The organism is Pseudomonas sp. GWSMS-1, from assembly GCF_049847425.1.
Classification (GTDB): domain Bacteria; phylum Pseudomonadota; class Gammaproteobacteria; order Pseudomonadales; family Pseudomonadaceae; genus Aquipseudomonas.
Map to the genome: position 1 here is coordinate 98,705 of NZ_JBMHHV010000003.1, position 23,098 is coordinate 121,802.

21 protein-coding genes, 1 tRNA gene and 1 pseudogene are annotated in these 23,098 nt (G+C 57.6%); 16 read left to right on the plus strand and 7 right to left on the minus strand.

Features of this window, described 5'->3' with window-relative positions; translation table 11 throughout:
• Window positions 1-23: 23 nt before the first annotated feature.
• Window positions 24-335, minus strand: coding sequence for a YhbY family RNA-binding protein (locus ACEPAJ_RS01350; protein ID WP_425913083.1), 312 nt, complete (start codon window positions 333-335; stop codon window positions 24-26).
• A gap of 102 nt (window positions 336-437) precedes the next feature.
• Between ACEPAJ_RS01350 and rlmE the strand changes: the two genes are divergently transcribed.
• From rlmE to ACEPAJ_RS01430, 16 genes and pseudogenes are all read left to right on the plus strand, one after another.
• The gene (gene rlmE / locus ACEPAJ_RS01355) at window positions 438-1,079 is read left to right on the plus strand and encodes a 23S rRNA (uridine(2552)-2'-O)-methyltransferase RlmE (protein ID WP_425913084.1); all 642 of its coding nucleotides are present in this window, start codon (window positions 438-440) and stop codon (window positions 1,077-1,079) included.
• A gap of 162 nt (window positions 1,080-1,241) precedes the next feature.
• Entirely contained in the window at window positions 1,242-3,158 is a 1,917-nt protein-coding gene (gene ftsH / locus ACEPAJ_RS01360) for an ATP-dependent zinc metalloprotease FtsH (protein ID WP_425913085.1), read from the plus strand.
• A 9-nt stretch (window positions 3,159-3,167) separates the two neighbouring features.
• Window positions 3,168-4,019, plus strand: coding sequence for a dihydropteroate synthase (gene folP, locus ACEPAJ_RS01365; protein WP_425913086.1), 852 nt, complete (start codon window positions 3,168-3,170; stop codon window positions 4,017-4,019).
• Between the two features lie 18 nt (window positions 4,020-4,037).
• On the plus strand, window positions 4,038-5,375 hold the full coding sequence (glmM, locus tag ACEPAJ_RS01370) for a phosphoglucosamine mutase (protein WP_425913087.1): 1,338 nt from the start codon (window positions 4,038-4,040) through the stop codon (window positions 5,373-5,375).
• A gap of 65 nt (window positions 5,376-5,440) precedes the next feature.
• Window positions 5,441-6,195: pseudogene (gene tpiA / locus ACEPAJ_RS01375) on the plus strand (triose-phosphate isomerase).
• Window positions 6,196-6,199: 4 nt separating this feature from the next.
• Entirely contained in the window at window positions 6,200-6,583 is a 384-nt protein-coding gene (secG, locus tag ACEPAJ_RS01380; protein ID WP_425913088.1) for a preprotein translocase subunit SecG, read from the plus strand.
• A 32-nt stretch (window positions 6,584-6,615) separates the two neighbouring features.
• Window positions 6,616-6,701 (plus strand) — tRNA-Leu (locus ACEPAJ_RS01385).
• Between the two features lie 301 nt (window positions 6,702-7,002).
• Window positions 7,003-7,464, plus strand: coding sequence for a ribosome maturation factor RimP (rimP, locus tag ACEPAJ_RS01390; RefSeq protein ID WP_274086206.1), 462 nt, complete (start codon window positions 7,003-7,005; stop codon window positions 7,462-7,464).
• A 68-nt stretch (window positions 7,465-7,532) separates the two neighbouring features.
• Window positions 7,533-9,014, plus strand: a complete 1,482-nt coding sequence (nusA, locus tag ACEPAJ_RS01395; protein ID WP_425913089.1) for a transcription termination factor NusA — start codon at window positions 7,533-7,535, stop codon at window positions 9,012-9,014.
• A gap of 27 nt (window positions 9,015-9,041) precedes the next feature.
• Window positions 9,042-11,531: a translation initiation factor IF-2 gene (infB, locus tag ACEPAJ_RS01400; protein ID WP_425913090.1), complete on the plus strand. Its 2,490-nt coding sequence runs from the start codon at window positions 9,042-9,044 to the stop codon at window positions 11,529-11,531.
• A gap of 108 nt (window positions 11,532-11,639) precedes the next feature.
• Complete coding sequence (gene rbfA / locus ACEPAJ_RS01405; RefSeq protein ID WP_425913091.1) at window positions 11,640-12,047, plus strand: 30S ribosome-binding factor RbfA; 408 nt, start codon at window positions 11,640-11,642, stop codon at window positions 12,045-12,047.
• A gap of 4 nt (window positions 12,048-12,051) precedes the next feature.
• Entirely contained in the window at window positions 12,052-12,972 is a 921-nt protein-coding gene (gene truB / locus ACEPAJ_RS01410) for a tRNA pseudouridine(55) synthase TruB (protein ID WP_425913093.1), read from the plus strand.
• A gap of 204 nt (window positions 12,973-13,176) precedes the next feature.
• Window positions 13,177-13,446 carry a 30S ribosomal protein S15 gene (gene rpsO / locus ACEPAJ_RS01415; RefSeq protein ID WP_090243769.1) on the plus strand — a complete coding sequence of 90 codons (270 nt, stop codon included), beginning with the start codon at window positions 13,177-13,179 and terminating at the stop codon, window positions 13,444-13,446.
• A 214-nt stretch (window positions 13,447-13,660) separates the two neighbouring features.
• Window positions 13,661-15,766 carry a polyribonucleotide nucleotidyltransferase gene (pnp, locus tag ACEPAJ_RS01420; protein WP_425913094.1) on the plus strand — a complete coding sequence of 702 codons (2,106 nt, stop codon included), beginning with the start codon at window positions 13,661-13,663 and terminating at the stop codon, window positions 15,764-15,766.
• Between the two features lie 264 nt (window positions 15,767-16,030).
• The gene (locus ACEPAJ_RS01425; RefSeq protein ID WP_425913096.1) at window positions 16,031-16,399 is read left to right on the plus strand and encodes a BON domain-containing protein; all 369 of its coding nucleotides are present in this window, start codon (window positions 16,031-16,033) and stop codon (window positions 16,397-16,399) included.
• 59 nt (window positions 16,400-16,458) lie between these two features.
• The gene (locus tag ACEPAJ_RS01430) at window positions 16,459-16,656 is read left to right on the plus strand and encodes a CsbD family protein (RefSeq protein WP_274086199.1); all 198 of its coding nucleotides are present in this window, start codon (window positions 16,459-16,461) and stop codon (window positions 16,654-16,656) included.
• 63 nt (window positions 16,657-16,719) lie between these two features.
• On the opposite strand, the gene ACEPAJ_RS01435 is transcribed toward ACEPAJ_RS01430, so the two are convergent.
• From ACEPAJ_RS01435 to ACEPAJ_RS01460, 6 genes are all read right to left on the minus strand, one after another.
• Window positions 16,720-17,010, minus strand: coding sequence for a DUF2845 domain-containing protein (locus tag ACEPAJ_RS01435; RefSeq protein WP_274086198.1), 291 nt, complete (start codon window positions 17,008-17,010; stop codon window positions 16,720-16,722).
• A gap of 42 nt (window positions 17,011-17,052) precedes the next feature.
• Window positions 17,053-17,352 (minus strand): DUF2845 domain-containing protein, encoded by a 300-nt coding sequence (locus ACEPAJ_RS01440; protein WP_425913099.1) that lies wholly within the window; start codon window positions 17,350-17,352, stop codon window positions 17,053-17,055.
• Window positions 17,353-17,355: 3 nt separating this feature from the next.
• Window positions 17,356-17,601, minus strand: a complete 246-nt coding sequence (locus ACEPAJ_RS01445; protein WP_425913539.1) for a DUF2845 domain-containing protein — start codon at window positions 17,599-17,601, stop codon at window positions 17,356-17,358.
• A gap of 62 nt (window positions 17,602-17,663) precedes the next feature.
• Window positions 17,664-20,660 carry a DUF748 domain-containing protein gene (locus ACEPAJ_RS01450; protein ID WP_425913101.1) on the minus strand — a complete coding sequence of 999 codons (2,997 nt, stop codon included), beginning with the start codon at window positions 20,658-20,660 and terminating at the stop codon, window positions 17,664-17,666.
• Window positions 20,661-20,763: 103 nt separating this feature from the next.
• On the minus strand, window positions 20,764-21,780 hold the full coding sequence (locus tag ACEPAJ_RS01455) for a class I SAM-dependent rRNA methyltransferase (protein WP_425913102.1): 1,017 nt from the start codon (window positions 21,778-21,780) through the stop codon (window positions 20,764-20,766).
• A gap of 104 nt (window positions 21,781-21,884) precedes the next feature.
• A complete protein-coding gene (locus ACEPAJ_RS01460; protein WP_425913104.1) occupies window positions 21,885-23,066 on the minus strand; it encodes an acetyl-CoA C-acetyltransferase in 1,182 nt (393 codons plus the stop codon).
• Between the last annotated feature and the right edge of the window lie 32 nt (window positions 23,067-23,098).

A 23,098-nucleotide genomic window follows, 5' to 3' on the forward strand; every position in this document is an offset into this window, starting at 1 on the left:
CGCGCCTTGCAGTCACTGATCAATCAGCCGTGATGGCGATGAACGTTAGACAGGTTCTTGTTCACTTTCGGGTTTTTACGGTAAATCAGCGCCATTTTGCCAATCACCTGAACCAAGTCGGCTTTGCCGGCCTTGCACAGCTCGTTAATGGCTGCCAGGCGGCTTTCGCGCTCGGTGATGCGCAGTTGTACTTTAATTAACTCGTGGTCGCTCAGTGCGCGCTCCAGTTCAGCCTGTACACCGTCGGTCAAACCATTGTCAGCCACAATCAATACAGGCTTTAAATGGTGACCGATAGTTTTGAATTGTTTCTTCTGCTCTTGAGTGAGCGGCATAATCTAATTCCTGCATTTAATCTGGTAAAAAACGGTAACTAGTTTACCCGAGCGCCTTCGAGGCCGCCCAGATATTCATGCGTTACACATCCGAGGTATTGCGTGGCCCGTACCAAGAGCAGTCAAGGTTGGCTGAAAGAGCATTTCAACGACCCTTACGTCAAAATGGCGCAGAAGGACGGCTATCGTTCGCGCGCCAGCTACAAACTGCTGGAGATCCAAGAGAAGGATCGCATCCTCCGACCAGGCATCACGGTAGTCGATCTGGGTTCGGCGCCCGGTGGCTGGTCACAAGTCACCAGTCGTGTGATTGGCGACAAAGGCACGCTGATAGCCTCCGATATCCTTGAGATGGACAGTATCCCGGATGTTACTTTCATTCAGGGTGACTTTACTGAGGATGCTGTGTTCGATCAGCTTCTTGAGGCGATCGGAGGGCGTCCGGTAGACCTTGTGATTTCTGATATGGCCCCCAATATGAGTGGGGTGAAAGAGTCGGATCAGCCGCGCGCGATGTATCTGTGCGAGCTAGCCTTGGATTTGTCCACTCGTGTGCTGCGTCCGGGCGGTGATTTTTTGATCAAGATATTCCAGGGCGAAGGCTTTGCGGAGTACCACAAGCAGGTGCGCCAGTTGTTCGACAAGGTGCAGATGCGCAAGCCTTCTTCCTCGCGGGATCGCTCCCGTGAGCAGTACTTGCTGGCCCGCGGGTATCGCGGTATCAAAGCGCCGAGCGCTGATTGAACGGTTGCGTGGTTGTTACAGTCTGATTAGTAAATAAAGGGTTACAGACGGCGTCTGCCAGGGGTGGGCGTTGTGTAGTAAGTTAGATCGGTACATAACTGGTCGTCATGCGAAGCGCGCTTCAGCACGGGGCCTGCTTCAGAGGGTAGCTAATTGAACGACATGGCAAAGAATCTGGTCCTGTGGCTGATCATCGCCGCCGTTTTGGTAACGGTGATGAACAATTTTTCCAGCCCGACTGAGTCGAATAAACTCAATTATTCGCAGTTTATCCAGCAGGTTCAGGATGGCAGCGTTAAGCGAGTGACGGTTGATGGCTTCATTATCAGCGGTACGCGTAGTGACGGTTCATCGTTCGAGACAGTGCGTCCGGCGATTCAGGACAACGGTCTTATCAAGGACTTGATGGACAACAACGTCGAGATCGTCGGCAAGCAGCCTGAGCAGCAGAGCATCTGGACTCAGCTGCTGGTCGCCAGCTTCCCGATTCTGGTGATCATTGCCGTGTTCATGTTCTTCATGCGTCAAATGCAAGGTGGCGCGGGCGGTAAAGGCGGGCCGATGAGCTTCGGCAAGAGCAAGGCGCGCCTGCTCACTGAAGATCAGGTTAAAACTACCTTTGCTGACGTCGCAGGCTGCGATGAAGCGAAAGAAGAAGTCAGCGAGCTGGTCGAATTTCTCCGTGATCCGGGCAAGTTCCAGCGCCTTGGCGGGCGTATCCCACGTGGTGTGCTGATGGTTGGTTCGCCGGGTACCGGTAAGACCTTGCTAGCCAAGGCGGTTGCCGGGGAAGCCAAGGTGCCGTTCTTCACCATTTCAGGTTCGGACTTCGTGGAAATGTTCGTCGGTGTTGGTGCATCCCGTGTGCGCGACATGTTCGAGCAAGCCAAGAAGCATGCGCCTTGCATCATCTTTATCGACGAGATTGACGCCGTTGGTCGCCATCGTGGCGCCGGTATGGGCGGTGGTCACGACGAGCGTGAGCAGACGCTTAACCAGCTACTCGTAGAGATGGATGGTTTTGAGGCGAACGACGGCATCATCGTAATCGCAGCGACTAACCGTCCTGACGTGCTTGACCCTGCTTTGCTGCGTCCGGGTCGTTTCGACCGTCAGGTTGTGGTTGGCTTGCCGGATATTCGCGGTCGCGAGCAGATTCTTAAAGTGCACATGCGCAAAGTACCAATGGGCGAAGATGTTGCCCCAGCGGTTATTGCGCGGGGTACGCCGGGCTTCTCCGGTGCTGACCTGGCTAACCTGGTCAACGAAGCATCGCTGTTTGCTGCGCGCTCCGGTAAGCGTGTGGTCGAGATGAAAGAATTCGAGCTGGCTAAAGACAAGATCATGATGGGTGCTGAGCGCAAAACCATGGTCATGTCCGACAAGGAAAAGCTCAATACGGCCTACCACGAAGCCGGTCACGCGATTGTTGGGCGCCTGGTGCCAGAGCATGACCCGGTTTATAAGGTTTCGATCATTCCGCGCGGTCGTGCCCTGGGTGTGACCATGTTCCTGCCTGAGGAAGATCGTTACAGCTTGAGCAAACGTGCGCTTATTAGCCAGATTTGCTCATTATTCGGTGGTCGGATAGCCGAGGAAATGACCCTAGGCTTTGACGGGGTGACCACCGGTGCATCCAACGACATTATGCGTGCTACCCAGCTGGCCAAGAATATGGTCACCAAGTGGGGCCTGTCGGAAAAGCTCGGCCCGCTGATGTATGCGGAAGAAGAGGGTGAGGTTTTCCTTGGGCGTAGCATGGGCAGTAACCAGAGCAACGTGTCTGCCGATACCGCCAAGATGATTGACCAGGAAGTGCGCAGCATCATTGATGAGTGCTATGGCATTGCCAAGCGCCTGCTGGAAGAGAATCGCGATAAGCTGGATGCGATGGCTGAGGCGCTGATGAAGTACGAAACCATCGACGCTGAACAGATCGAAGACATCATGAATGGACTCGCTCCGCGTGAGCCGAAAGGCTGGCAGGGCGGTGATGATAATAACGGCACGCCTACTGCGCCTGTTGAGGTCGCGATGCCTGCGGACAAGCCAATCGGTGGTCCTGCCGCAGAAATCTAAGGTTTCTCCATGCCTGTTGTTTCAACCTTCAACCGGCTGCCCTGTGGCAGCCGGTTTCTTGATTTAAGCCGCCCGCAAGTGATGGGCATTCTCAATGTCACCCCTGACTCCTTCTCTGATGGCGGTCGCTTCGCTCAGCGTGATGCAGCCTTGCGTCACGCTGAGGCAATGTGGCGTGCTGGTGCAGCCTTGATTGATGTTGGCGGTGAGTCGACGCGCCCAGGTGCTCGTGCTGTTTCTCCAGTCGAGGAGTTGGAGCGGGTTGCGCCTATTGTCGAGGCGATTGCTCGCGAGTTGGACGTGATCATCTCGGTGGACACTTCGACACCTGCGGTCATTCGTGAGACGGCGCGGTTAGGCGCCGGCCTGATCAATGATGTGCGCTCATTACAGCGCGACGGGGCCCTGGATGCGGCTGCAGATAGCGGTTTGCCGATCTGCTTGATGCACATGCGCGGTGAGCCGACCACGATGCAGCACAACCCCCAGTACCCTGATGTGGTGGCTGAGGTGCGCGAGTTCCTACTTGAGCGACTGGCTGCCTGTGCGGCCGTTGGGATTGCTGCTGAGCGTATCGTTCTTGATCCGGGCTTTGGTTTTGCAAAAAGCCTTGAGCACAATCTTTCATTATTCAAACATTTGCAGATGCTGCATGAGCTGGGCCGGCCTTTGTTGGTTGGCGTGTCGCGCAAGAGCATGATTGGCAAGGTTTTAGGGCATGAGGTGGGCGAGCGGTTGTACGGCAGTCTGGCCTTGGCTGCGCTGGCGCTGAGCAAGGGTGCGCACATCCTGCGGGTGCATGATGTGGCCCAAACGGTTGATGTGGTGCGGATGATCGCCGCGGTTGACGCTGCAGAATAAGTTAGAAGGAATGTTGGGATGGGCAGAAAATATTTTGGTACTGATGGTATTCGTGGGCGTGTCGGTGACTTTCCCATTACCCCGGAATTCATGCTCAAGCTCGGCTGGGCGGCTGGGATGGCGTTTCGCAAGCACGGTAAATGCCGCATCCTGATCGGTAAGGACACGCGCATTTCCGGCTATATGTTTGAGTCTGCCTTGGAAGCGGGTCTGTCCGCTGCAGGTGCGGATGTGATGTTGTTGGGGCCAATGCCGACGCCGGCAATCGCATACTTGACGCGTACCTTTCAAGCCGAGGCGGGGATTGTTATTAGCGCTTCGCATAATCCGCATTACGACAATGGCATCAAATTCTTTTCCGGGCAGGGCACCAAGTTGCCGGATGAGATTGAGCTGATGATCGAAGAGCTGCTCGACGCGCCGATGACCGTGGTTGAGTCCGAGCAGTTGGGCAAGGTGTCGCGAATCAATGATGCTGCCGGGCGCTATATCGAATTTTGTAAGAGCAGTGTGCCTACCAGTACCAGCTTTGCTGGTCTGAAAATAGTGGTCGATTGTGCTCATGGAGCTGCCTATAAGGTAGCTCCCAGCGTATTTCGCGAGCTAGGTGCGCAGGTGACGGTATTGTCGGCGCAGCCCAATGGTTTGAATATCAACGATGCGTGCGGCTCCACTCATATCGAGGCGTTACAGGCTGAGGTGCAGGCGCAGCACGCCGATCTGGGTATCGCGTTTGATGGTGATGCCGACCGGGTGTTGATGGTCGATCATTCTGGTGCAGTGGTTGATGGTGATGAGCTGTTGTTTATCATCGCCCGTGATCTGCAGGAGCGCGGCAAGCTGCAGGGCGGCGTAGTTGGCACGCTGATGAGTAATCTGGGGTTGGAGTTGGCCTTGGCTGACCAAGGTATCCCTTTTGTGCGGGCCAAGGTGGGTGACCGTTATGTGATTGCCGAGTTGCTGTCGCGTAACTGGCAATTGGGTGGGGAGAATTCGGGTCATTTGGTGTGTTTCCAGCACACCACCACCGGTGACGCGATTATTGCGGCCCTGCAGGTGCTGATGGCGCTGAAGCGTCGCGGGCAGACGCTGGGCGAGGCTCGGCTGGGTATGCGCAAGTGTCCCCAGGTGCTGGTGAATGTACGCTTTGCTGGTGGTGTCGATCCGCTGGAGCACCCGGCAGTGCAGGAGGCGAGCGCGCAGGTCACCGAGAAAATGGCCGGGCGTGGGCGGGTGTTGTTGCGCAAGTCGGGCACCGAACCCATGGTGCGCGTCATGGTTGAAGGTGATGATGAAACCATGGTGCGCAGCTATGCCAATGAATTGGCTAAAGTTGTTGCGGATGTATGTGCTTGATTCGGCTTGCCAGTCGGCTAGCTGTTGGGTAACATCTGCGCCCTCTTTGACCGACGAGGTAAAGCATGCGTCGCCCAATGGTTGCTGGTAACTGGAAAATGCACGGTACCCGCGCCAGCGTTGCAGAGCTGATCAACGGTCTTACTAAGCAGAATTTGCCTGCTGGCGTAGATGTGGCGGTGTTCCCAACATGTTTGCATCTCTCTCAGGTGATTGGTGGTCTTGCTGGGGCGGCTGTGGCGGTTGGTGCGCAAAACTGCGCCGGCGAGGCCCAGCAAGGTGCTCTGACTGGTGAAGTGGCGGCGACTCAGTTGAGTGATGTGGGTTGCTCGCTGGTGTTGGTTGGCCACTCCGAGCGCAGGCTGTTGCTGGGCGAGGGGGGGGAGCTTGTGACGCGCAAGTTTGCTGCGGCGCAGTCTTCCGGTCTCATACCGGTGTTGTGTGTGGGGGAGACCCTTGCGCAGCGTGAGGCGGGTCAGACGCTTGATGTGGTGGTTGCGCAGTTGTCTGCGGTGACTGATGCGTTGGGTGTTGAGGTGTTTGCGGATGCGGTCATTGCCTATGAGCCTGTTTGGGCGATTGGTTCTGGCTTAACCGCTTCGCCGGAGCAGGCTCAGCAGGTGCATGCGGCCATTCGTGCGCAGTTGGCGTCGAAAAGCCCTGAGTTGGCTGGCAAAGTAAGAATTCTTTATGGTGGCAGTGTTAAGGCCGCCAGTGCTGCCGAGTTGTTCGGTATGCCGGATATCGATGGGGGCTTGTAGGTGGAGCCTCTCTGAATGCGGATGAGTTCGGTGCGATTTGTCGCGCCGCAGGAAGCTAAAGAAATGCTGGAAACAGTTATCGTTGTTCTTCATCTGCTGGGTGCCATCGGTGTTGTTGTGCTGGTTCTGCTGCAGCAGGGTAAGGGTGCGGACGCGGGCGCCTCTTTTGGTGCGGGTGCTTCTTCTACCGTATTCGGTAGTCAAGGAAGTACTACCTTTCTGAGTCGTTTTACTGCTATACTTGCCACCGCTTTTTTCATGACTAGCTTGGGTTTAGCGTTCTTTGCTAAAGACAAAGCTGATGGTATGGCTCAGGTTGGTTTGCCTGATCCTGCAGTCTTGGAAGTACAGCAGGCTGCTCCAGCTGCTGAAGATGTACCTGTTCTAGATGCAGCTAAGCCGGCTAATGATGCGGTGGACGTGCCTCAGGCTCCAGAGCAGCAGTAACACGTAAAAAGTTGCACGCAGTAAGTGATTTTGCCGAGGTGGTGGAATTGGTAGACACGCTACCTTGAGGTGGTAGTGGCCATAGGCTGTAGGGGTTCGAGTCCCCTTCTCGGTACCAATTTTCAAAAGGGCCCGCATGATGCGGGCCTTTTTGTTGCTGGAGTGTCGATTGACCCTGCTTAGGGTTAAGTCGTATAATCCGGCCCCAGCTTTGATGTGGGATTGAGCAGTAAGGTCTCTCCTCGGGTGTTGAATCCGATGATGGCTGGGTTAAACCAGCCCCCGCATTGAGTTGCAGAGGAGCCCCTTTTAAGGGGCTTTTTGCTAGCTGGGCGACAGCTTTGCCGGCCTTTAGAGGGCGGTTTGATGATGGGCGATTCGCCCATTTTTTATTTTTACAGCATGCGCGAGGGGTTCCGGTGTCGAGCAAGCTAGAACAGTTGCAAGCCTTGGTGGCCCCGGTAGTCGAGGCTCTAGGCTACCAATGTTGGGGTGTCGAGTTCCTGTCACAGGGGCGGCATTCTCTGCTGCGAATTTATATTGATAAGCAGCCTGACGGCGTACTGATCGAGGACTGTGAAATTGTCAGTCGGCAGATCAGCGGTGTGCTCGATGTCGAGGACCCGATCAGCGCCGAGTACACTCTTGAGGTGTCCTCGCCAGGCATGGATCGGCCGCTGTTCACCCTTGAACAGTTTGCCACTCATGCCGGCGAGCAAGTGAAGATCAAGCTGCGCTCGCCTTTTGAAGGGCGACGCAACTTTCAGGGCCTTCTACGCGGTGTGGAAGAGCAGGACGTGGTAGTGCAGGTGGATGACCATGAATTCCTGTTGCCGATCGACATGATCGACAAGGCCAACATTATCCCCAGGTTTGACTGAGACGCGGATCCCGCGAGAGCTGCGCGGATTGCGCAGGATCCAATGGATTGCGAAAGGCGAGGCGTACGATGAGCAAAGAAGTACTGCTGGTTGTTGAGTCGGTTTCCAACGAAAAGGGCGTGCCGGCTAGCGTAATTTTTGAAGCGCTGGAGTTGGCTTTGGCCACTGCTACCAAGAAGCGTTTTGAAGATGAAGTCGAGTTGCGTGTGGCGATCAATCGTCAGACGGGCAACTACGAAACATTCCGCTGCTGGACAGTGGTTGAAGAAAGTGACTTTGATGATCCTGCACACCAGGTCACCACTGATATGCCGCGTGCTGTTGAAGCCAACGCTAAAGTGGGTGATGTGCTGGAAGAGAAGATCGACTCCATCGAGTTCGGTCGTATTGCCGCGCAAACCGCCAAGCAAGTGATTGTGCAGAAAGTCCGCGAAGCTGAGCGTGCTCAGGTGGTTGAGGCTTATCGCGAGCGTCTGGGTGAAATCATCTCGGGCACCGTGAAGAAAGTGACCCGTGACAGCGTGATCGTTGATCTGGGTAACAACGCAGAAGCCATGCTGGCGCGTGAAGACATTATTTCGCGCGAAACTTTCCGTGTCGGCGTGCGCTTGCGTGCCCTGCTTAAGGAAATTCGCACCGAGAACCGCGGCCCGCAGTTGATCCTGTCGCGTACTGCGCCAGAAATGCTGATCGAGCTGTTCCGCATTGAAGTGCCGGAAATTGCCGAAGAGCTGATCGAAGTTATGGGCGCGTCCCGTGACCCGGGTTCGCGCGCTAAACTGGCCGTGCGTTCCAAAGATAAGCGTATCGACCCGCAGGGTGCCTGTATCGGCATGCGCGGTTCGCGCGTACAAGCGGTCTCCGGTGAATTGGCGGGTGAGCGTGTAGATATCGTGCTGTGGGATGACAATCCTGCACAGTTCGTGATCAACGCCATGTCGCCGGCTGAAGTGGCCGCCATTATTGTTGACGAAGATGCCCATGCAATGGACATCGCCGTTGGCGCAGACAGCCTTGCTCAGGCCATTGGTCGTGGCGGTCAGAACGTGCGGTTGGCCAGTCAGTTAACTGGCTGGACCTTGAACGTGATGACCGAAGCGGACATCCAGGCCAAGCAGCAAGCGGAAACAGGCGACATCCTGCAGCGCTTTATCGATGAGTTGGAAGTCGACGAAGAGCTGGCCCAGGTGTTGGTCGAAGAGGGCTTCACCAGCCTTGAAGAAATTGCCTACGTACCGATGGAAGAAATGCTCAGCATTGATGGCTTTGACGAGGATATCGTCAGCGAGCTCCGCGCTCGTGCCAAAGATCGCTTGCTGACTAAAGCCATCGCCAACGAGGAAAAGCTGGCAGATGCCCACCCAGCCGAAGACTTGCTCTCGCTAGAGGGGATGGATAAGGCGCTTGCGCATGAACTGGCAGTGCGCGGCGTTATTAACCGCGAAGACCTGGCCGAGCAGTCTATTGATGACCTGCTCGACATCGACGGTATCGACGCTGAGCGAGCCGGCAAGTTGATCATGGCCGCCCGAGCCCATTGGTTCGAGTAAGCAGTAGCGGCCTGAGGAGAGAAATGCATGACGCAAGTCACGGTTAAAGAACTGGCCCAAGTGGTCAATACGCCGGTTGAACGCCTGCTGCAGCAAATGCGCGAGGCTGGTTTGCCGCACATGAGCGCTGAGCAAGCGGTCACTGATAGTGAGAAGCAGGCCCTGTTGGCCCACCTCAAAAGCAGTCACGGCGACAGCAAAACAGAAGAACCGCGCAAGATTACCTTGCAGCGCAAAACCACCAGCACCTTGCGTGCTGGCGGTAGCAAGACCATTAGCGTTGAAGTGCGCAAGAAGAAGACCTTCGTTAAGCGCAGCGCTGAAGAAATTGAAGCTGAAAAGCAGCGTGAGCTGGCTGAACAGCGCGCGGTAGCTGAAGCCGCCAAGGCAAAAGCTGACGAAGAAGCTAAGCGTCGTGCCGCAGAAGAAGCGCCGCGTGCTGCTCCTACTGGCGGTGCTGCAGCGACTGAGGCCGCTCCGGCTGTCGCCGTTGAGCGTCCTGCCGTGGCTGCCCCGGCAGCAGACGAGCGCAAGAAAGAAGAGCCACGCCGTCCAGACAAACCGCGTAATGATGATGCAGACCGTCGCGGTGGTGATCGTAAGACCACCCAGCATCGTCCGACTGCCAAGGAAAAAGCACCGGCTCCGCGTGTTGCTCCGCGTACCACCGACGAAGAAAGCGACAGCTTCCGTCGCGGCGGTCGTGGTAAAGGCAAGTTGAAGAAGCGCAACGCACACGGCTTCCAGAGCCCAACAGGCCCAGTTGTACGTGACGTAGCCATTGGCGAAACCATCACTGTGGGCGATTTGGCTCAGCAGATGTCGGTTAAAGCTGCTGAAGTCATCAAGTTTATGTTCAAGATGGGCACCCCGGTGACTATCAACCAGGTACTGGATCAGGAAACTGCCCAGTTGATCGCCGAAGAGCTGGGCCACAAGGTCAAGCTGGTAAGTGACAACGCCCTGGAAGATTCCCTGGCTGAGTCCTTGAAGTTTGAGGGTGAGTCGTTCTCTCGTGCGCCAGTTGTGACCGTAATGGGCCACGTTGACCACGGTAAAACCTCGCTGCTCGACTACATTCGTCGTGCCAAGGTTGCTGCTGGCGAAGCCGGTGGTATTACCCAGCATATCGGTGCTTACCACGTTGAAACTGAACGCGGCATGGTTACCTTCCTTGACACCCCTGGTCACGCTGCATTTACCGCAATGCGTGCCCGTGGTGCCAAGGCGACCGACATCGTGATTCTGGTGGTTGCAGCCGATGACGGCGTGATGCCGCAGACCATTGAGGCCGTTCAGCACGCTAAGGCTGCTGGTGTACCTCTGGTGGTTGCAGTGAACAAGATTGACAAGCCGGGCGCTGATCTAGATCGCATCCGTAGCGAGTTGTCGGTTCACGGCGTGACCTCGGAAGAGTGGGGCGGTGATACACCGTTCGTCTCCGTCTCGGCTAAGGCCGGTACCGGTGTCGATGACCTGCTCGAAGCCGTACTGCTGCAAGCCGAAGTGCTTGAGCTGAAAGCGACGCCGTCGGCCCCAGGTCGTGGTGTGGTGGTTGAATCGCGTCTCGATAAGGGCCGTGGCCCTGTTGCGACCGTACTGGTTCAGGACGGCACGCTGCGTCAAGGCGACATGGTGTTGATCGGTTCCAACTACGGCCGTATCCGCGCCATGCTCGATGAAAACGGTAAGGCTATTAAAGAAGCCGGCCCGTCGATCCCTGTCGAGATTCTCGGCCTGGACGGTACGCCGGAAGCTGGCGACGACATGAGCGTGCTGGCTGACGAGAAGAAAGCCCGTGAAGTTGCTTTGTTCCGTCAAGGCAAGTTCCGCGAAGTGAAACTGGCTCGTGCGCATGCCGGCAAGCTGGAAAATATCTTCGAGAACATGGGCCAGGAAGAGAAGAAGACGCTCAACATCGTCCTCAAATCTGACGTCCGTGGTTCGCTGGAAGCGCTGCAAGGCTCGCTCGGCGGTCTGGGTAACGATGAAGTGCAAGTGCGTGTGGTCGGTGGTGGCGTCGGTGGTATCACCGAGTCCGATGCCAACCTGGCGCTGGCCTCCAACGCTGTACTGTTCGGCTTCAACGTGCGTGCCGATGCCGGCGCGCGTAAGATCGTCGAGCAGGAAGGTCTGGATATGCGTTATTACAACGTCATCTACGACATCATCGAAGACGTTAAGAAGGCCCTGACCGGCATGCTCGGCAGTGATGTTCGCGAGAACATTCTGGGCGTGGCTGAAGTGCGTGACGTGTTCCGCTCGCCGAAGTTCGGTGCGATTGCCGGTTGTATGGTGATCGAAGGGACTGTTTACCGTAACCGTCCGATCCGCGTACTGCGCGACGACGTGGTGATCTTCGAAGGCGAGCTGGAATCCCTGCGTCGCTTCAAAGACGATGCCTCCGAAGTGCGTAACGGCATGGAGTGTGGTATCGGCGTGAAGAGCTACAACGACGTTAAGGTCGGCGATAAGATCGAAGTGTTCGAGAAAGTCCAAGTGGCCCGTAGCCTGTAAGTACGAGTCGCAACACGCAGCGCCCGGTCCCGTTTATTCGCGGCCGGGCGTTTGCCGCTTTTAAGTCCGCTGCTTTTTCGAGCAGCGTGACGAGTGAAGGTAGTAAAAATGGCCAAACAATTTAGCCGGGCCCAGCGCATCGGCGACCAGATACAACGCGAGCTGGCGCAGTTGATCCGTATGGAAGTCAAAGACCCACGTCTTGGCGGCCTTGTTACTATCACCGCGGTTGAGGTCAGCCGTGACTCCAGCCATGCCAAGGTGTTTGTCACCATCATGGGCGGTGAGCCTGAAGAGGGTGTCGATCCGATTGTGCAGAGCATCAAGGTGCTCAACGATGCCAGCGGTTTCCTGCGCATGCAGTTGGGCCGTGCGATGAAGCTGCGCAGCGTGCCGAACCTGCGCTTCCATTACGATGAGAGCGTGATTCGTGGTGCGCAGCTGTCTGCACTGATCGAGCGTGCGGTCAGCCAAGATCGGCAGCACGATGACGAACCGACCGAGGCCAAGGAGTAAGCGCGTGGCCCAGGTGAAACGTATTCGTCGTGCCGTCGATGGCATCATCCTGCTGGATAAGCCCAAAGGCTTTAGCTCCAACGCCGCCCTGCAAAAGGTGCGTTGGTTGCTGAATGCCGAGAAGGCTGGGCACACCGGCAGCCTCGATCCTCTGGCCACTGGCGTACTGCCGCTGTGCTTTGGTGAGGCGACCAAGTTTTCCCAGTACCTGCTGGATGCCGACAAAGGCTACGAAACCTTGATGCAGTTGGGTGTGACCACCACCACCGCCGATGCCGAAGGTGACGTGCTGGAGCGTCGTCCGGTGACCGTTGGTCGCGCCGATATCGAGGCTGTATTGCCGCAGTTCCGTGGCGCAATCAGCCAGATACCGCCTATGTACTCAGCGCTCAAACGCGATGGGCAGCCACTTTACAAGCTGGCCCGTGCCGGTGAAGTAGTGGAGCGCGAGCCGCGTTCTGTTACTATTGCGCGCCTGGAATTACTGGGCTGCGAGGCGGAGCAAGCGCGCCTGGCGGTTGATTGCAGCAAAGGCACCTATATCCGCACGCTGGTCGAAGACATTGGCCATTTGCTGGGTTGCGGTGCACACGTTGCAGAACTGCGCAGAACCAAGGCTGGGCCGTTCGACTTGAGCCGTACCGTCACGCTCGAAGAGCTTGAGCGCGTGCATGCTGAAGGTGGTAACGAAGCGGTCGATCAGTTTTTGCTGCCGGCTGATAGCGGTTTGCAACATTGGCCGCTGTTGCAGTTCTCCGAGCACAGTTCGTTTTATTGGCTGCAAGGGCAGCCGGTACGCGCCCCGGAAGCGCCGAAGTTCGGCATGGTGCGGGTGCAAGATCACAATGGTCGCTTTATCGGTATCGGTGAAGTGAGCGAAGACGGGCGCATTGCGCCGCGTCGATTGATTGCAAACAAGGCCTAGCCTTGGTTGCAGACACTGGTCTCAAGCCTGTGTCGTTTGATTCGGTCAGCATGACCGTAGCGCAAGCAAGAGTTTCGGCTCTGGTTTGCGTGCTTTGAGGGTGGCTGTTAATAGGCGCGGTCATACCTCACTTTAAAACACAGGAAGTAATTCCTGGCCTATTGCAGCTGTTTCGACAGTTGCCTAACTGAGAGGATTGCCCACATGGCACTCAGCGTTGAAGAAAAAGCTCAAATCGTTGCCGACTACAAGCAAGCTGAAGGCGATACTGGTAGCCCAGAAGTGCAAGTTGCACTGCTGACCGCCAACATCAACAAGCTGCAGGGTCACTTCAAAGCCAACGGTAAAGACCACCACTCGCGTCGTGGCCTGATCCGCATGGTAAACCAGCGTCGTAAGCTGCTGGATTACCTCAAAGGTAAGGAAGTTTCTCGTTACACCGCTTTGATCGGTCGCCTGGGTCTGCGTCGCTAAGCAATGCTTATGCGTAGCTGACTGCCGAAGCTGGAAGTGGGGTTTACCCCTGCTTCCAGCTTTTGTGTTTGTGCATTAGCTGTTTTTGGACGCCAACGGGTCCGATTCCCGTCACCGCCCACTCATTCTGCAATACCCGTGTGTGCTTCATTAAGACGCACACGCGGTGGTAAGAACCGCTTTCCCCAAGGGCAATAAAGAGAAGGAAAACACCGTGAACCCGGTAATCAAGAAGTTCCAGTTCGGTCAATCGACCGTTACCCTCGAGACTGGCCGTATCGCCCGTCAAGCCTCCGGCGCTGTGCTGGTCACCGTTGACGACGACGTTGCTGTATTGGTCGCTGTTACCGGCGCCAAGACTGCCGACCCGAGCAAAGGCTTTTTCCCGCTGTCCGTGCACTACCAGGAAAAAACCTACGCAGCCGGCAAGATCCCTGGTGGTTTCTTCAAGCGCGAAGCACGTCCTTCCGAGAAAGAGACCCTGACCTCGCGCCTGATCGACCGTCCGATCCGTCCGCTGTTCCCAGAAGGTTTCCAGAACGAAGTGCAGGTTATCTGCACCGTGATCTCCACCAGCAAGAAGACCGATCCGGACATCGCAGCGATGATCGGTACCTCGGCTGCGCTGGCCATCTCCGGCATCCCGTTCAACGGCCCGATCGGCGCTGCGCGCGTAGCCTTCCACCCGGAAACTGGCTACCTGCTGAACCCGAACTACGAGCAGCTCAAAGCCTCGAGCCTGGACATGGTTGTAGCGGGTACTAAAGACGCCGTACTGATGGTTGAATCGGAAGCTAAAGAGCTGACCGAAGACCAGATGCTGGGCGCTGTACTGTTCGCTCACGACGAATTCCAGGTTGTGATCAACGCCATTGCTGAGCTGGCTGCTGAAGCCGCCAAGCCAACGTGGGACTGGCAGCCTAAGGCTGAGAACACCACTCTGCTCAACGCGATTCGCGGCGAGTTCGGCGATGCCATCTCCCAGGCTTACACCATCACCGTCAAGCACGAGCGTTATGCCCGTCTGGGTGAGCTGCGCAATGAAATCGTTGCCAAGTTCTCCGGTGAAGAAGGTCAGCCGACTGCCGGTGAAGTCAAAGAAATCTTTGGCGAAATCGAATACCGCACCGTGCGCGAAAACATCGTTAACGGTAAGCCGCGTATCGATGGACGCGACACCCGTACCGTGCGTGGCCTGAACATCGAAGTCGGTGTACTGGACAAGACTCACGGTTCGGCGCTGTTCACCCGTGGCGAAACCCAGGCTCTGGTCGTTGCTACCCTCGGTACCGCACGTGACGCACAGCTGCTCGACACCCTCGAAGGCGAGCGCAAAGACCCCTTCATGTTGCACTACAACTTCCCACCGTACTCGGTCGGTGAGTGTGGTCGCATGGGCGCCACTGGCCGCCGCGAAATCGGTCACGGTCGTCTGGCCCGTCGCTCCATCGCCGCGATGCTGCCGGCTGCTGACGTGTTCCCTTACACCATTCGTGTCGTCTCGGAAATCACTGAGTCCAACGGCTCCAGCTCCATGGCGTCGGTCTGCGGTGCTTCCCTGGCACTGATGGACGCTGGTGTGCCGATGAAGGCGCCGGTTGCTGGTATCGCCATGGGTCTGGTTAAGGAAGGCGAGAAGTTCGCTGTACTGACCGACATCCTCGGTGACGAAGATCACCTGGGCGACATGGACTTCAAGGTTGCGGGTACCGCCAACGGCGTTACTGCACTGCAGATGGACATCAAGATCCAGGGCATCACCGAAGAAATCATGGAAATCGCTCTGGGCCAAGCCCTGGAAGCGCGCCTGAACATCCTAGGCCAGATGAACCAGGTCATTGCCCAGTCGCGTACTGAGCTATCGGCTAATGCTCCGACCATGATCGCGATGAAGATTGACCAAGACAAGATCCGCGACGTGATCGGCAAAGGTGGCGCGACCATCCGTGCCATCTGCGAAGAGACCAAGGCCTCGATCGATATCGAAGACGACGGCTCGATCAAGATCTTCGGCGAAACCAAGGAAGCTGCAGAAGCTGCACGTCAGCGAGTTCTGGGTATCACCGCAGAAGCTGAAATCGGCAAGATCTACATCGGTAAGGTTGAGCGCATCGTCGACTTCGGTGCCTTCGTTAACATCCTGCCGGGTAAAGACGGTCTGGTGCACATCTCCATGCTCAGCGATGCACGTGTAGAGAAAGTGACCGACATTCTTAAAGAAGGTCAGGAAGTCGAAGTGCTGGTACTGGACGTCGACAACCGCGGCCGCATCAAGCTGTCCATCAAGGACGTTGCTGCTGCCAAGGCGTCGGAGGCTTAATCGCTCCCGCGCTGTTTAAAAAGGACCCTTCGGGGTCCTTTTTTTCGCCCATGAAAAACCTCAGGGCAGGTCGTGCACAGTGCATGGGGCCATACGCCTGGGCATGCAAAATGCACGACAAGGAATGGTTTTAAATACATCTAAGATGTTGATATATATAGTTAAAGTAATATTTTAAAAGCTGGCATGCCGCCTGCAACAGTACTTATGTAACCGCAACCAATGAAGGTTGCAGGTCTTTTTACTTATGCAGGAGCACTATCCATGAAGCAGCCAATCAAGCACGTCGCCAGCGCCACTCTGACCGCTACTGCCCTGAGCCTGTTATTGGCCGGGCCGGTTCTTGCTGACACCCGCACGGCGGTGCAGCCGACCATGCTGGCCGCGAGCGAGACTATGAACGCCACTGAAGATGCCGTTACCGATACCTGGATCACCAGCAAAGTGAAGTCGACCTTTCTGGCGGACAGTGAGCTGAGTGGCATCGATATCAGCGTTGAAACCAACAAAGGTGTTGTAACTCTGTCGGGCGTTGTTGCCAGCGATGCTGAGCGCGACCTTGCCGTGGCCAAGGCTAAAGAAATCAAAGGTGTAACCGCTGTGGCAGCCGAAGCCTTAAAAACGGCCGATTAAACCCCAAGCTTCGCGTGGGCTGGTGCAATAACCCCGTTATAACCATCGAGGATTGAGCAATGAATTCTGACGTGATTAAAGGTAAGTGGAAGCAACTCAATGGCCGCATGAAGGAGCGTTGGGGCAACCTGACCGATGATGATCTGGATGTAGCCGAAGGTCATAGCGAGTACCTGGCCGGCAAGCTGCAAGAGCGCTACGGCTGGAGTAAGGAAAAGGCTCAGGATGAGCTGCGCGACTTCAGCAGTAAGCTGTAATAAGGCGTAAAAAAGCCCCGCTGGCGCAACCAGCGGGGCTTTTTAGTGGCTGCGTGGCAGGGCTTAGCTGCCGCGTTTGCTCTCCACGCTCTTCAGTCGTCCGCCTTCGAATCGCAGGTAGTAGTTCATGCCGTTACGTGGGCCATAGACCCACTCCTCGACGAGAAACTCGTTATTGCCGTGGGCATCCAGGGTGTAACCCAGCATGTCGCGGGCAATCGGCTCGCCACATTTGCTAGCGACCTCTGTGGTGCGGTCGCCGGTACTGGCGATGCCCTTCTCACAGCGCAGGGTGCTGGCCTGGGCGCCGGTTGCTAGAGCGAGCAGGGTGAGGCTGAGTGCTATCCGTTGCATGGCGCAATGTCCTTATCGTGGGTGTGGGAGGGTAGGGTGTTGCTAGTTACGGCGTTTGCTGTCGATCTTGATCAATCGATTCCCTTGAAAACGCAGAAATTGGTACATGCCGTTGCGTGGCCCGTATGACCACTCTTCGACCGCGACTTCATTGTAGAAACCGTATTCATCCAGCACTTCACGGTAGCCGAGAAAGTCACGGCTCAGTGGTTCGCCGCATTTACTGCTGACTTCGCTGGTGGTGTCATCGAGGCTGACCAGCCCGCTATCGCAACGCAGGGTCGATGAGGCCTGTGCACAGATGGACACAAGTAATAGCAGGGCGCTGATCAGGGGTTTCATCTATTAGCGGCTTCGACGGCGTTCGATGGCGCGCAGGCGCGTGCCCTCGAAAGTAAGAATGCTAAGCATGCCGTTACTCGGGCCGTAGACCCATTCCTCGATCGGGTACTCGCGGCGCTCGTTTGGGCCGAGGGAATAGCCCACTAGGTCACGGAACGCCGGCTCGCCGCATTTCTGCAGCACTTCAAAGCGGCGATCACCCAGGCTCACCAGCTGGCTACCGCAGCGCAGGGTTTCGGCCTGGGCCATAAACGCAGCGCCCAACAGGGCAAGTAACAGCGTTGACGTCAGTGTGCGCACAGACAACAGGCCTATTCGCTGCCGAGGTGCAGAGCGCTAGCCACACTGCCATCGCCATTGGCCTGGGTAATACTGACATCCAGCAGGTAAATGCGTTCAGCGCTCAGGCCGCCACGCTCAACCAGATAGTTTTTTATTTCTGCCGCGCGGGCTTGGGCCAACTGGCGCAGTAGCAGCGGGCTCTGCGCCCAAGATTGCAGCACGTCGGCGCGCATCTTCGCGGTGCGTTCTTCGTCACTCAACTTGGCCCATTCTGCCGGAGGCTGCTGCTTGAGGCGGGCTCGGTAGATGCCTTCAAGCAGCACCGCCTTGTCGTCTTCATCTACCACCAGCTCGCTGGCGTCGGCAGGTACATTATCGCCACGGCGTTGCAGTATTTTGTACCAGGTGCTCTGGTATTCGCGCTCCAGGCGTGCAACCGCAAGCGGCGGGCCATCGCTGCTCTGGGCACTCATGCCTTCGACCTCCAGGCGCAGGGTGGGGCGTTCCTTCAGGGCGCTGGCCAGGGTGTCCAGTGCGCTCTGTGCCGTGCTGTCGAGTTGGCTTTCCCCTGCACTGAAGCGCACGGTGCTGAGGTCGACCTCGCTGCCGCCGCTGACCAGCCCGCCAATAAACTTGAACGGCGCCTGCGCCGCACGCAGCACCAGATTGCGCAGGGTTTGCCAGACGATGGGCATCACGCTGAATTCGGGACTGTTGAGGTTGCCTTGAACGGGCAGCTGGATTTCGATATTGCCTTGGGTGTCTTTGAGCAAGGCTACGGCCAGGCGAATCGGCAGGTCCATGGCGTCTTTGCTCTCGACTTTCTCGCCCAGTTGCAGGTCTTCCAGCAGCAGTTTGTTTTCGGCGTTGAGCTGGCCTTTTTCTATCTGGTAATGCAGGTCGAGGTTGAGGCGGCCCTTGCGGATACGGAAACCGGCGAATTTACCGGAGTAGGGCGTCAGGGTGGTTAGCTCAACGTTTTTGAAGCTGGTGGCAATATCCAGGCTGTTCAGCGGGTCGAATGGGGTGAGTTGGCCTTTGATGCTGACGGGGGCGTACTTATCGACCTTGCCCTTGATGTCGACGCTGGCGGCTTTCGCGCTTTGGTTATCCAGCGTGCCGATCTGGCCGTTGAGCTGGCCAATCGCCGTGGCGAAGTTGGGGCGCAGGCTGAAGTCGGCAAAGTTGGCCGAACCCTCCTTGATACTGATGCCGCCAATGCGGACAGGCAGCGGCTTTTCCGCCGGGGCTTTGCTCGCCTCGGTGCTGGCGGGCTGGGGCACCATTAGGTCATTAATATTGGTGGTCAGGTCTTCGTTAATGATGAAGCGTACATAGGGCTGCTGCAGTTTGATCTGGCTGATCGCCAAGCCTTGGCCATGCTGGTAATCGAGCCCTTCGACCCGTACCTGCTGCCACTTGAGAAAGTCGCGGTTTTTCAGGGTGTCGAGGGTGTGCAGCTGTTTGATCTCGGCGTGCCCAGCAATACTGAAGGCCAGCGGCTCGACACGCTGCAGGTCAACGGCCAGGTCACTGCCCAGTTTTCCGCTGCGCAGCTCCAAGTGCACAAAAGGACTTAGGTAGGTTTGTGCCAGGCGCAGGTCAATGTCCTGGGTAAGCACGTGCAGCTTTGCAGTGGTCGGGCTCAGTTGCACTTGACCGTTGGCCTTGATCAGCCCGGTTTTATTCACCCCGGTATCGAGCGTGATGCTGAAGGGGGAGGTGCCCAGGCTGTCGAAGTCACTGAGATCAAGATTGAGCGGGGCCAGATCGATGTTGACGTCTGTGCCGGCTGCGCGATCAGCCAGGTGTATCTGGTAATCACGCAGTTGTACGTCACGCAGGATCACTTGCCAGGGCTTATTGGGCGCTTCGGGTTGGCCGGTGCTGGCTGCGGGCTGCTCGGCGGACTGTTGTGCCGTGCTCTCAGTGCTGGTGTCTTTTACCGGCCTGGGTTCTGCTGCTGCGCTGGAGTCGCCACCAGCCTTGGCGGGAGTTGGAGTTGGAGTTGGCTTGGCCGGTTGGCTGGCCAGTAGCTTCTGCCAGTCGAGTTGGCCATCGGCCTCGCGGGCCGCCCAGGTTTCCAGCTTCTGGCTGCGAATCTTGCCGACGATGACTTGCTGCTTGATCAGGTCCACGCTGGTATCGCTGATATCCAGGCTTGCGAGGCGCAACAGTGGCTTGTTGGCTGGACTTTTGATCGCGAAATTACTGAGGTTGAGTTGGGTGTTGCTCAACAGCAGCTCGGTGCCTTTGGCCAGGTTGAGGCTGTAGTCGCTGTTTAGATTCACGCTGCCGTCTTCTAGAGCCAGCGGCACGGCGTCGCGCACGTAGGGCCAAAAAGCTTTCAGCTTGCCGTCGGTGATTTTCAGGTTGCCACTAGAGCTCAGCGGCACCAGGCTGATGCGGCCAGTCCAGTCGATACGCCCGCCAATGGGGCCTGTAGCAACCAGGCTCATGTCGGCATTGTCATCCGGCAGGGTACTGAGGTTGAGCAGTTCGACGTTGAGGTCGTCGTAGATGAACTCGATGGGCTCGCTGGGCCGCAAGTCCTCAAAGTGCACGTTGCCACCGAGCAGCTTGATGCTGTCAATGCGCAGGGGGAACGGTTCGCTGGCGGGTTCTTCGGTCGCAGGTGGCGAGCTGGCGGGCAGTTTGAACAGTTGGGTCAGGTTAAGGCTGCCGTCCTTGGCAAACAGTATTTCGCTGCGCGGCTTGTCTAGCTCAATGTCGGCCAGGTGCAACACACCGCTCCATAGGCTGTCGAGTTGCAGGTTGCTATACAGCCGCTCGAAGGCAATTTGCGGCTGTTCGGCTTCGCCAATCTGTAGCCCCCAAAGGCTCAGCTCCAGGCTGAAGGGGTTGAGTTGCAAGCGTTGCAGCATGGTGGGCACTTCGGCGTATTGCGCCAGCTGCTGGTTGGCGATACGCAGGCCGATACCGGGCAGAATCAAGAAGCCCAGCAGGCTATAGAGTGCAACAGCGATGGCTATGGCGCTGGCGGCGCGCTTTATTCCTTTAAGCATAAAAAACGTCATCTATCCCGACGAAGAAGTGCCTTGGAGTATGGCACGCGTACACAGTTCCGCAGAGCCGCTGCGGGTGATTCTCTGAACGCGTGAGGGTAAATCAGAACTGCAGGATCAGGGTTTTAAGTGGCGGCTGGCCATCCAACGATGGGAAGTCATTAGCCGGTGGCAGTACCTGCCACTCACGTACCGGGCGGCCGAGTTTTTCCGCGCAGCGCAGCACCTGCTCGCGCCAGTCCGCCATGCTAACTTTTGCCAGGTTATTGCAGCAGATCAGCACGCCATCATCAGCCGTGGCGAGAATCGCCGGCTTGAGCAGGCTTTGGTAGTCACGCAGCAGATCGACGGTGCCGAAGGCGCTCTTGGCCCAAGCCGGCGGGTCGAGCAGCACTAGGTCAAACGGGCGCTGCGCTAAACGCGGATAGTCCGGCAGTTTGTGGCCCCGGCGCGCGCTAATCGGCAGGCCCGCCAGTTGGCGAATCGCCGGGAAGTAATCCGACTGGATAAACTGCATGGGCGCCAGCGCTGGGTTGAGCGCGCCATTCTCACGGCCGACTGCCAGATTGCCTTCGGCAAAGTCGAGGTTGAGCACTTCGCGGGCGCCGCCTGCAGCAGCGCTCAAGCCAACCCCACAGGTGTAGGCGAACAGGTTGAGCACCGATTTGCCGGCGCTGTGCTGTTTGACCCAGCCGCGGGCGTTGCGCAGGTCAAGAAACAGCAGCGGGTCTTGCCCAGCATGACGCCCACGTACGCGGTAGTTGAGGCCCCACTCATGGCCAACCAAGTCGTCCAGCGCGGCGGGCTCGGCCTGGTAGACCGAGTCACTGCGGTCGATGCGCGAATTGCCTTGGGAGCGGTCGTTGTACACCAGCAGCAGGTCTTCGCCTAGGCTGGCCTGGCATTGCTCGGCCAGTTGCAGCAGTTCATCGCGGCTGAGGCGCTGGTGAAAGCTCTGTACCAGTAACTGTGGGCCGTAACGGTCGATGGTCAGGCCGCCGGCGCCTTCCTGGCTGCCATGAAACAGGCGATAGCAGTCGGTGCCTTGCTGATGCAGCTCAGCCAGCAGATCGTGGCGATTATTCAGGGCGGCGCGCAGCGCCTGATCGAGAGCGGGCATGCGCGGCGACTCTAAAAAAGGAGGGCGCGCAGTTTACCAAGAAAAACGCCGGCGCCCGCTAATCCGGGTGCCGGCGTTCAGTTGTGCGGTTGGCCGCGCTGTTATCAGGCGCGCTCAATCGCCAGCGCTACACCCTGACCGCCACCGATGCACAGGGTGGCCAGGCCTTTTTTAGCGTCGCGCTTGATCATCTCGTGCAGCAAGGTGACCAGGATCCGGCAGCCGGAGCCGCCAATCGGATGGCCGAGAGCGATGGCGCCGCCGTTGACGTTGACCTTGCTGGCATCCCAATCGAGTTCTTTACCCACCGCCAGCGCTTGCGCGGCAAACGCTTCGTTGGCTTCGATCAGGTCGAGGTCGGTCAGCGTCCAGCCGGCTTTGGCCAGGCAGCGATGGGTGGCGCTAACTGGGCCAATGCCCATGATCGCCGGGTCGACACCGGCATTGGCGTAGCTGGCGATTTTTGCCAGTACTGGCAGGCCCAGGGCTTTGGCTTTTTCAGCGCTCATCAGCAACACCGCCGAGGCGCCGTCATTGAGGCTGGAGGCGTTGCCGGCGGTTACGCTGCCGTCTTTCTTGAATGCCGGCTTAAGTTTGCCTAGCGACTCGGCGGTAGTCCCGGCGCGCGGTTGTTCATCTGTGACGAAGGCCAGTGGCTCGCCTTTGCGCTGCGGAATCATGATCGGGGTGATTTCGTCGACAAAGCGACCGGCTTCGATGGCGGCCACGGCCTTCTGCTGCGAGGCCGCGGCGAAGGCGTCCTGCGCTTCACGGCTGATGCCGTACTTATCCACCAGGTTCTCGGCGGTGATGCCCATGTGGTAGTCGTTGAAGGCGTCCCACAGACCGTCGGTGATCATCGTGTCGACCAGCTTAGCGTGGCCCATGCGCAGGCCGGTGCGGGCGCCGGGCATGACGTAAGGGGACAGGCTCATGTTCTCCATGCCACCGGCAATCATCACCTCGGCATCGCCGCAGCGAATGGCCTGGGCTGCCAAGTGCAGGGCTTTCAGGCCCGAGCCGCAGACCTTGTTTAAGGTCATTGCCGGTACGGCGTGGGGCAGGCCCGCGAGAATCGCCGCTTGGCGGGCCGGGTTCTGCCCGCTGCCTGCCGTGAGTACCTGGCCGAGGATCACTTCGTCGACCTGTGCGCCGTCCAGGCCGGTTTGCGCAAGCAGCTGGCGGATCACAGCAGCGCCCAACTCGGGGGCCGGGATATTCGCCAGTGAACCCTGGAAGCTGCCGATGGCAGTGCGGGTGGCGGCAACGATGACAACATCTTGCATAACGCGATCCTCACAAGTGACAGGCGCGGCAG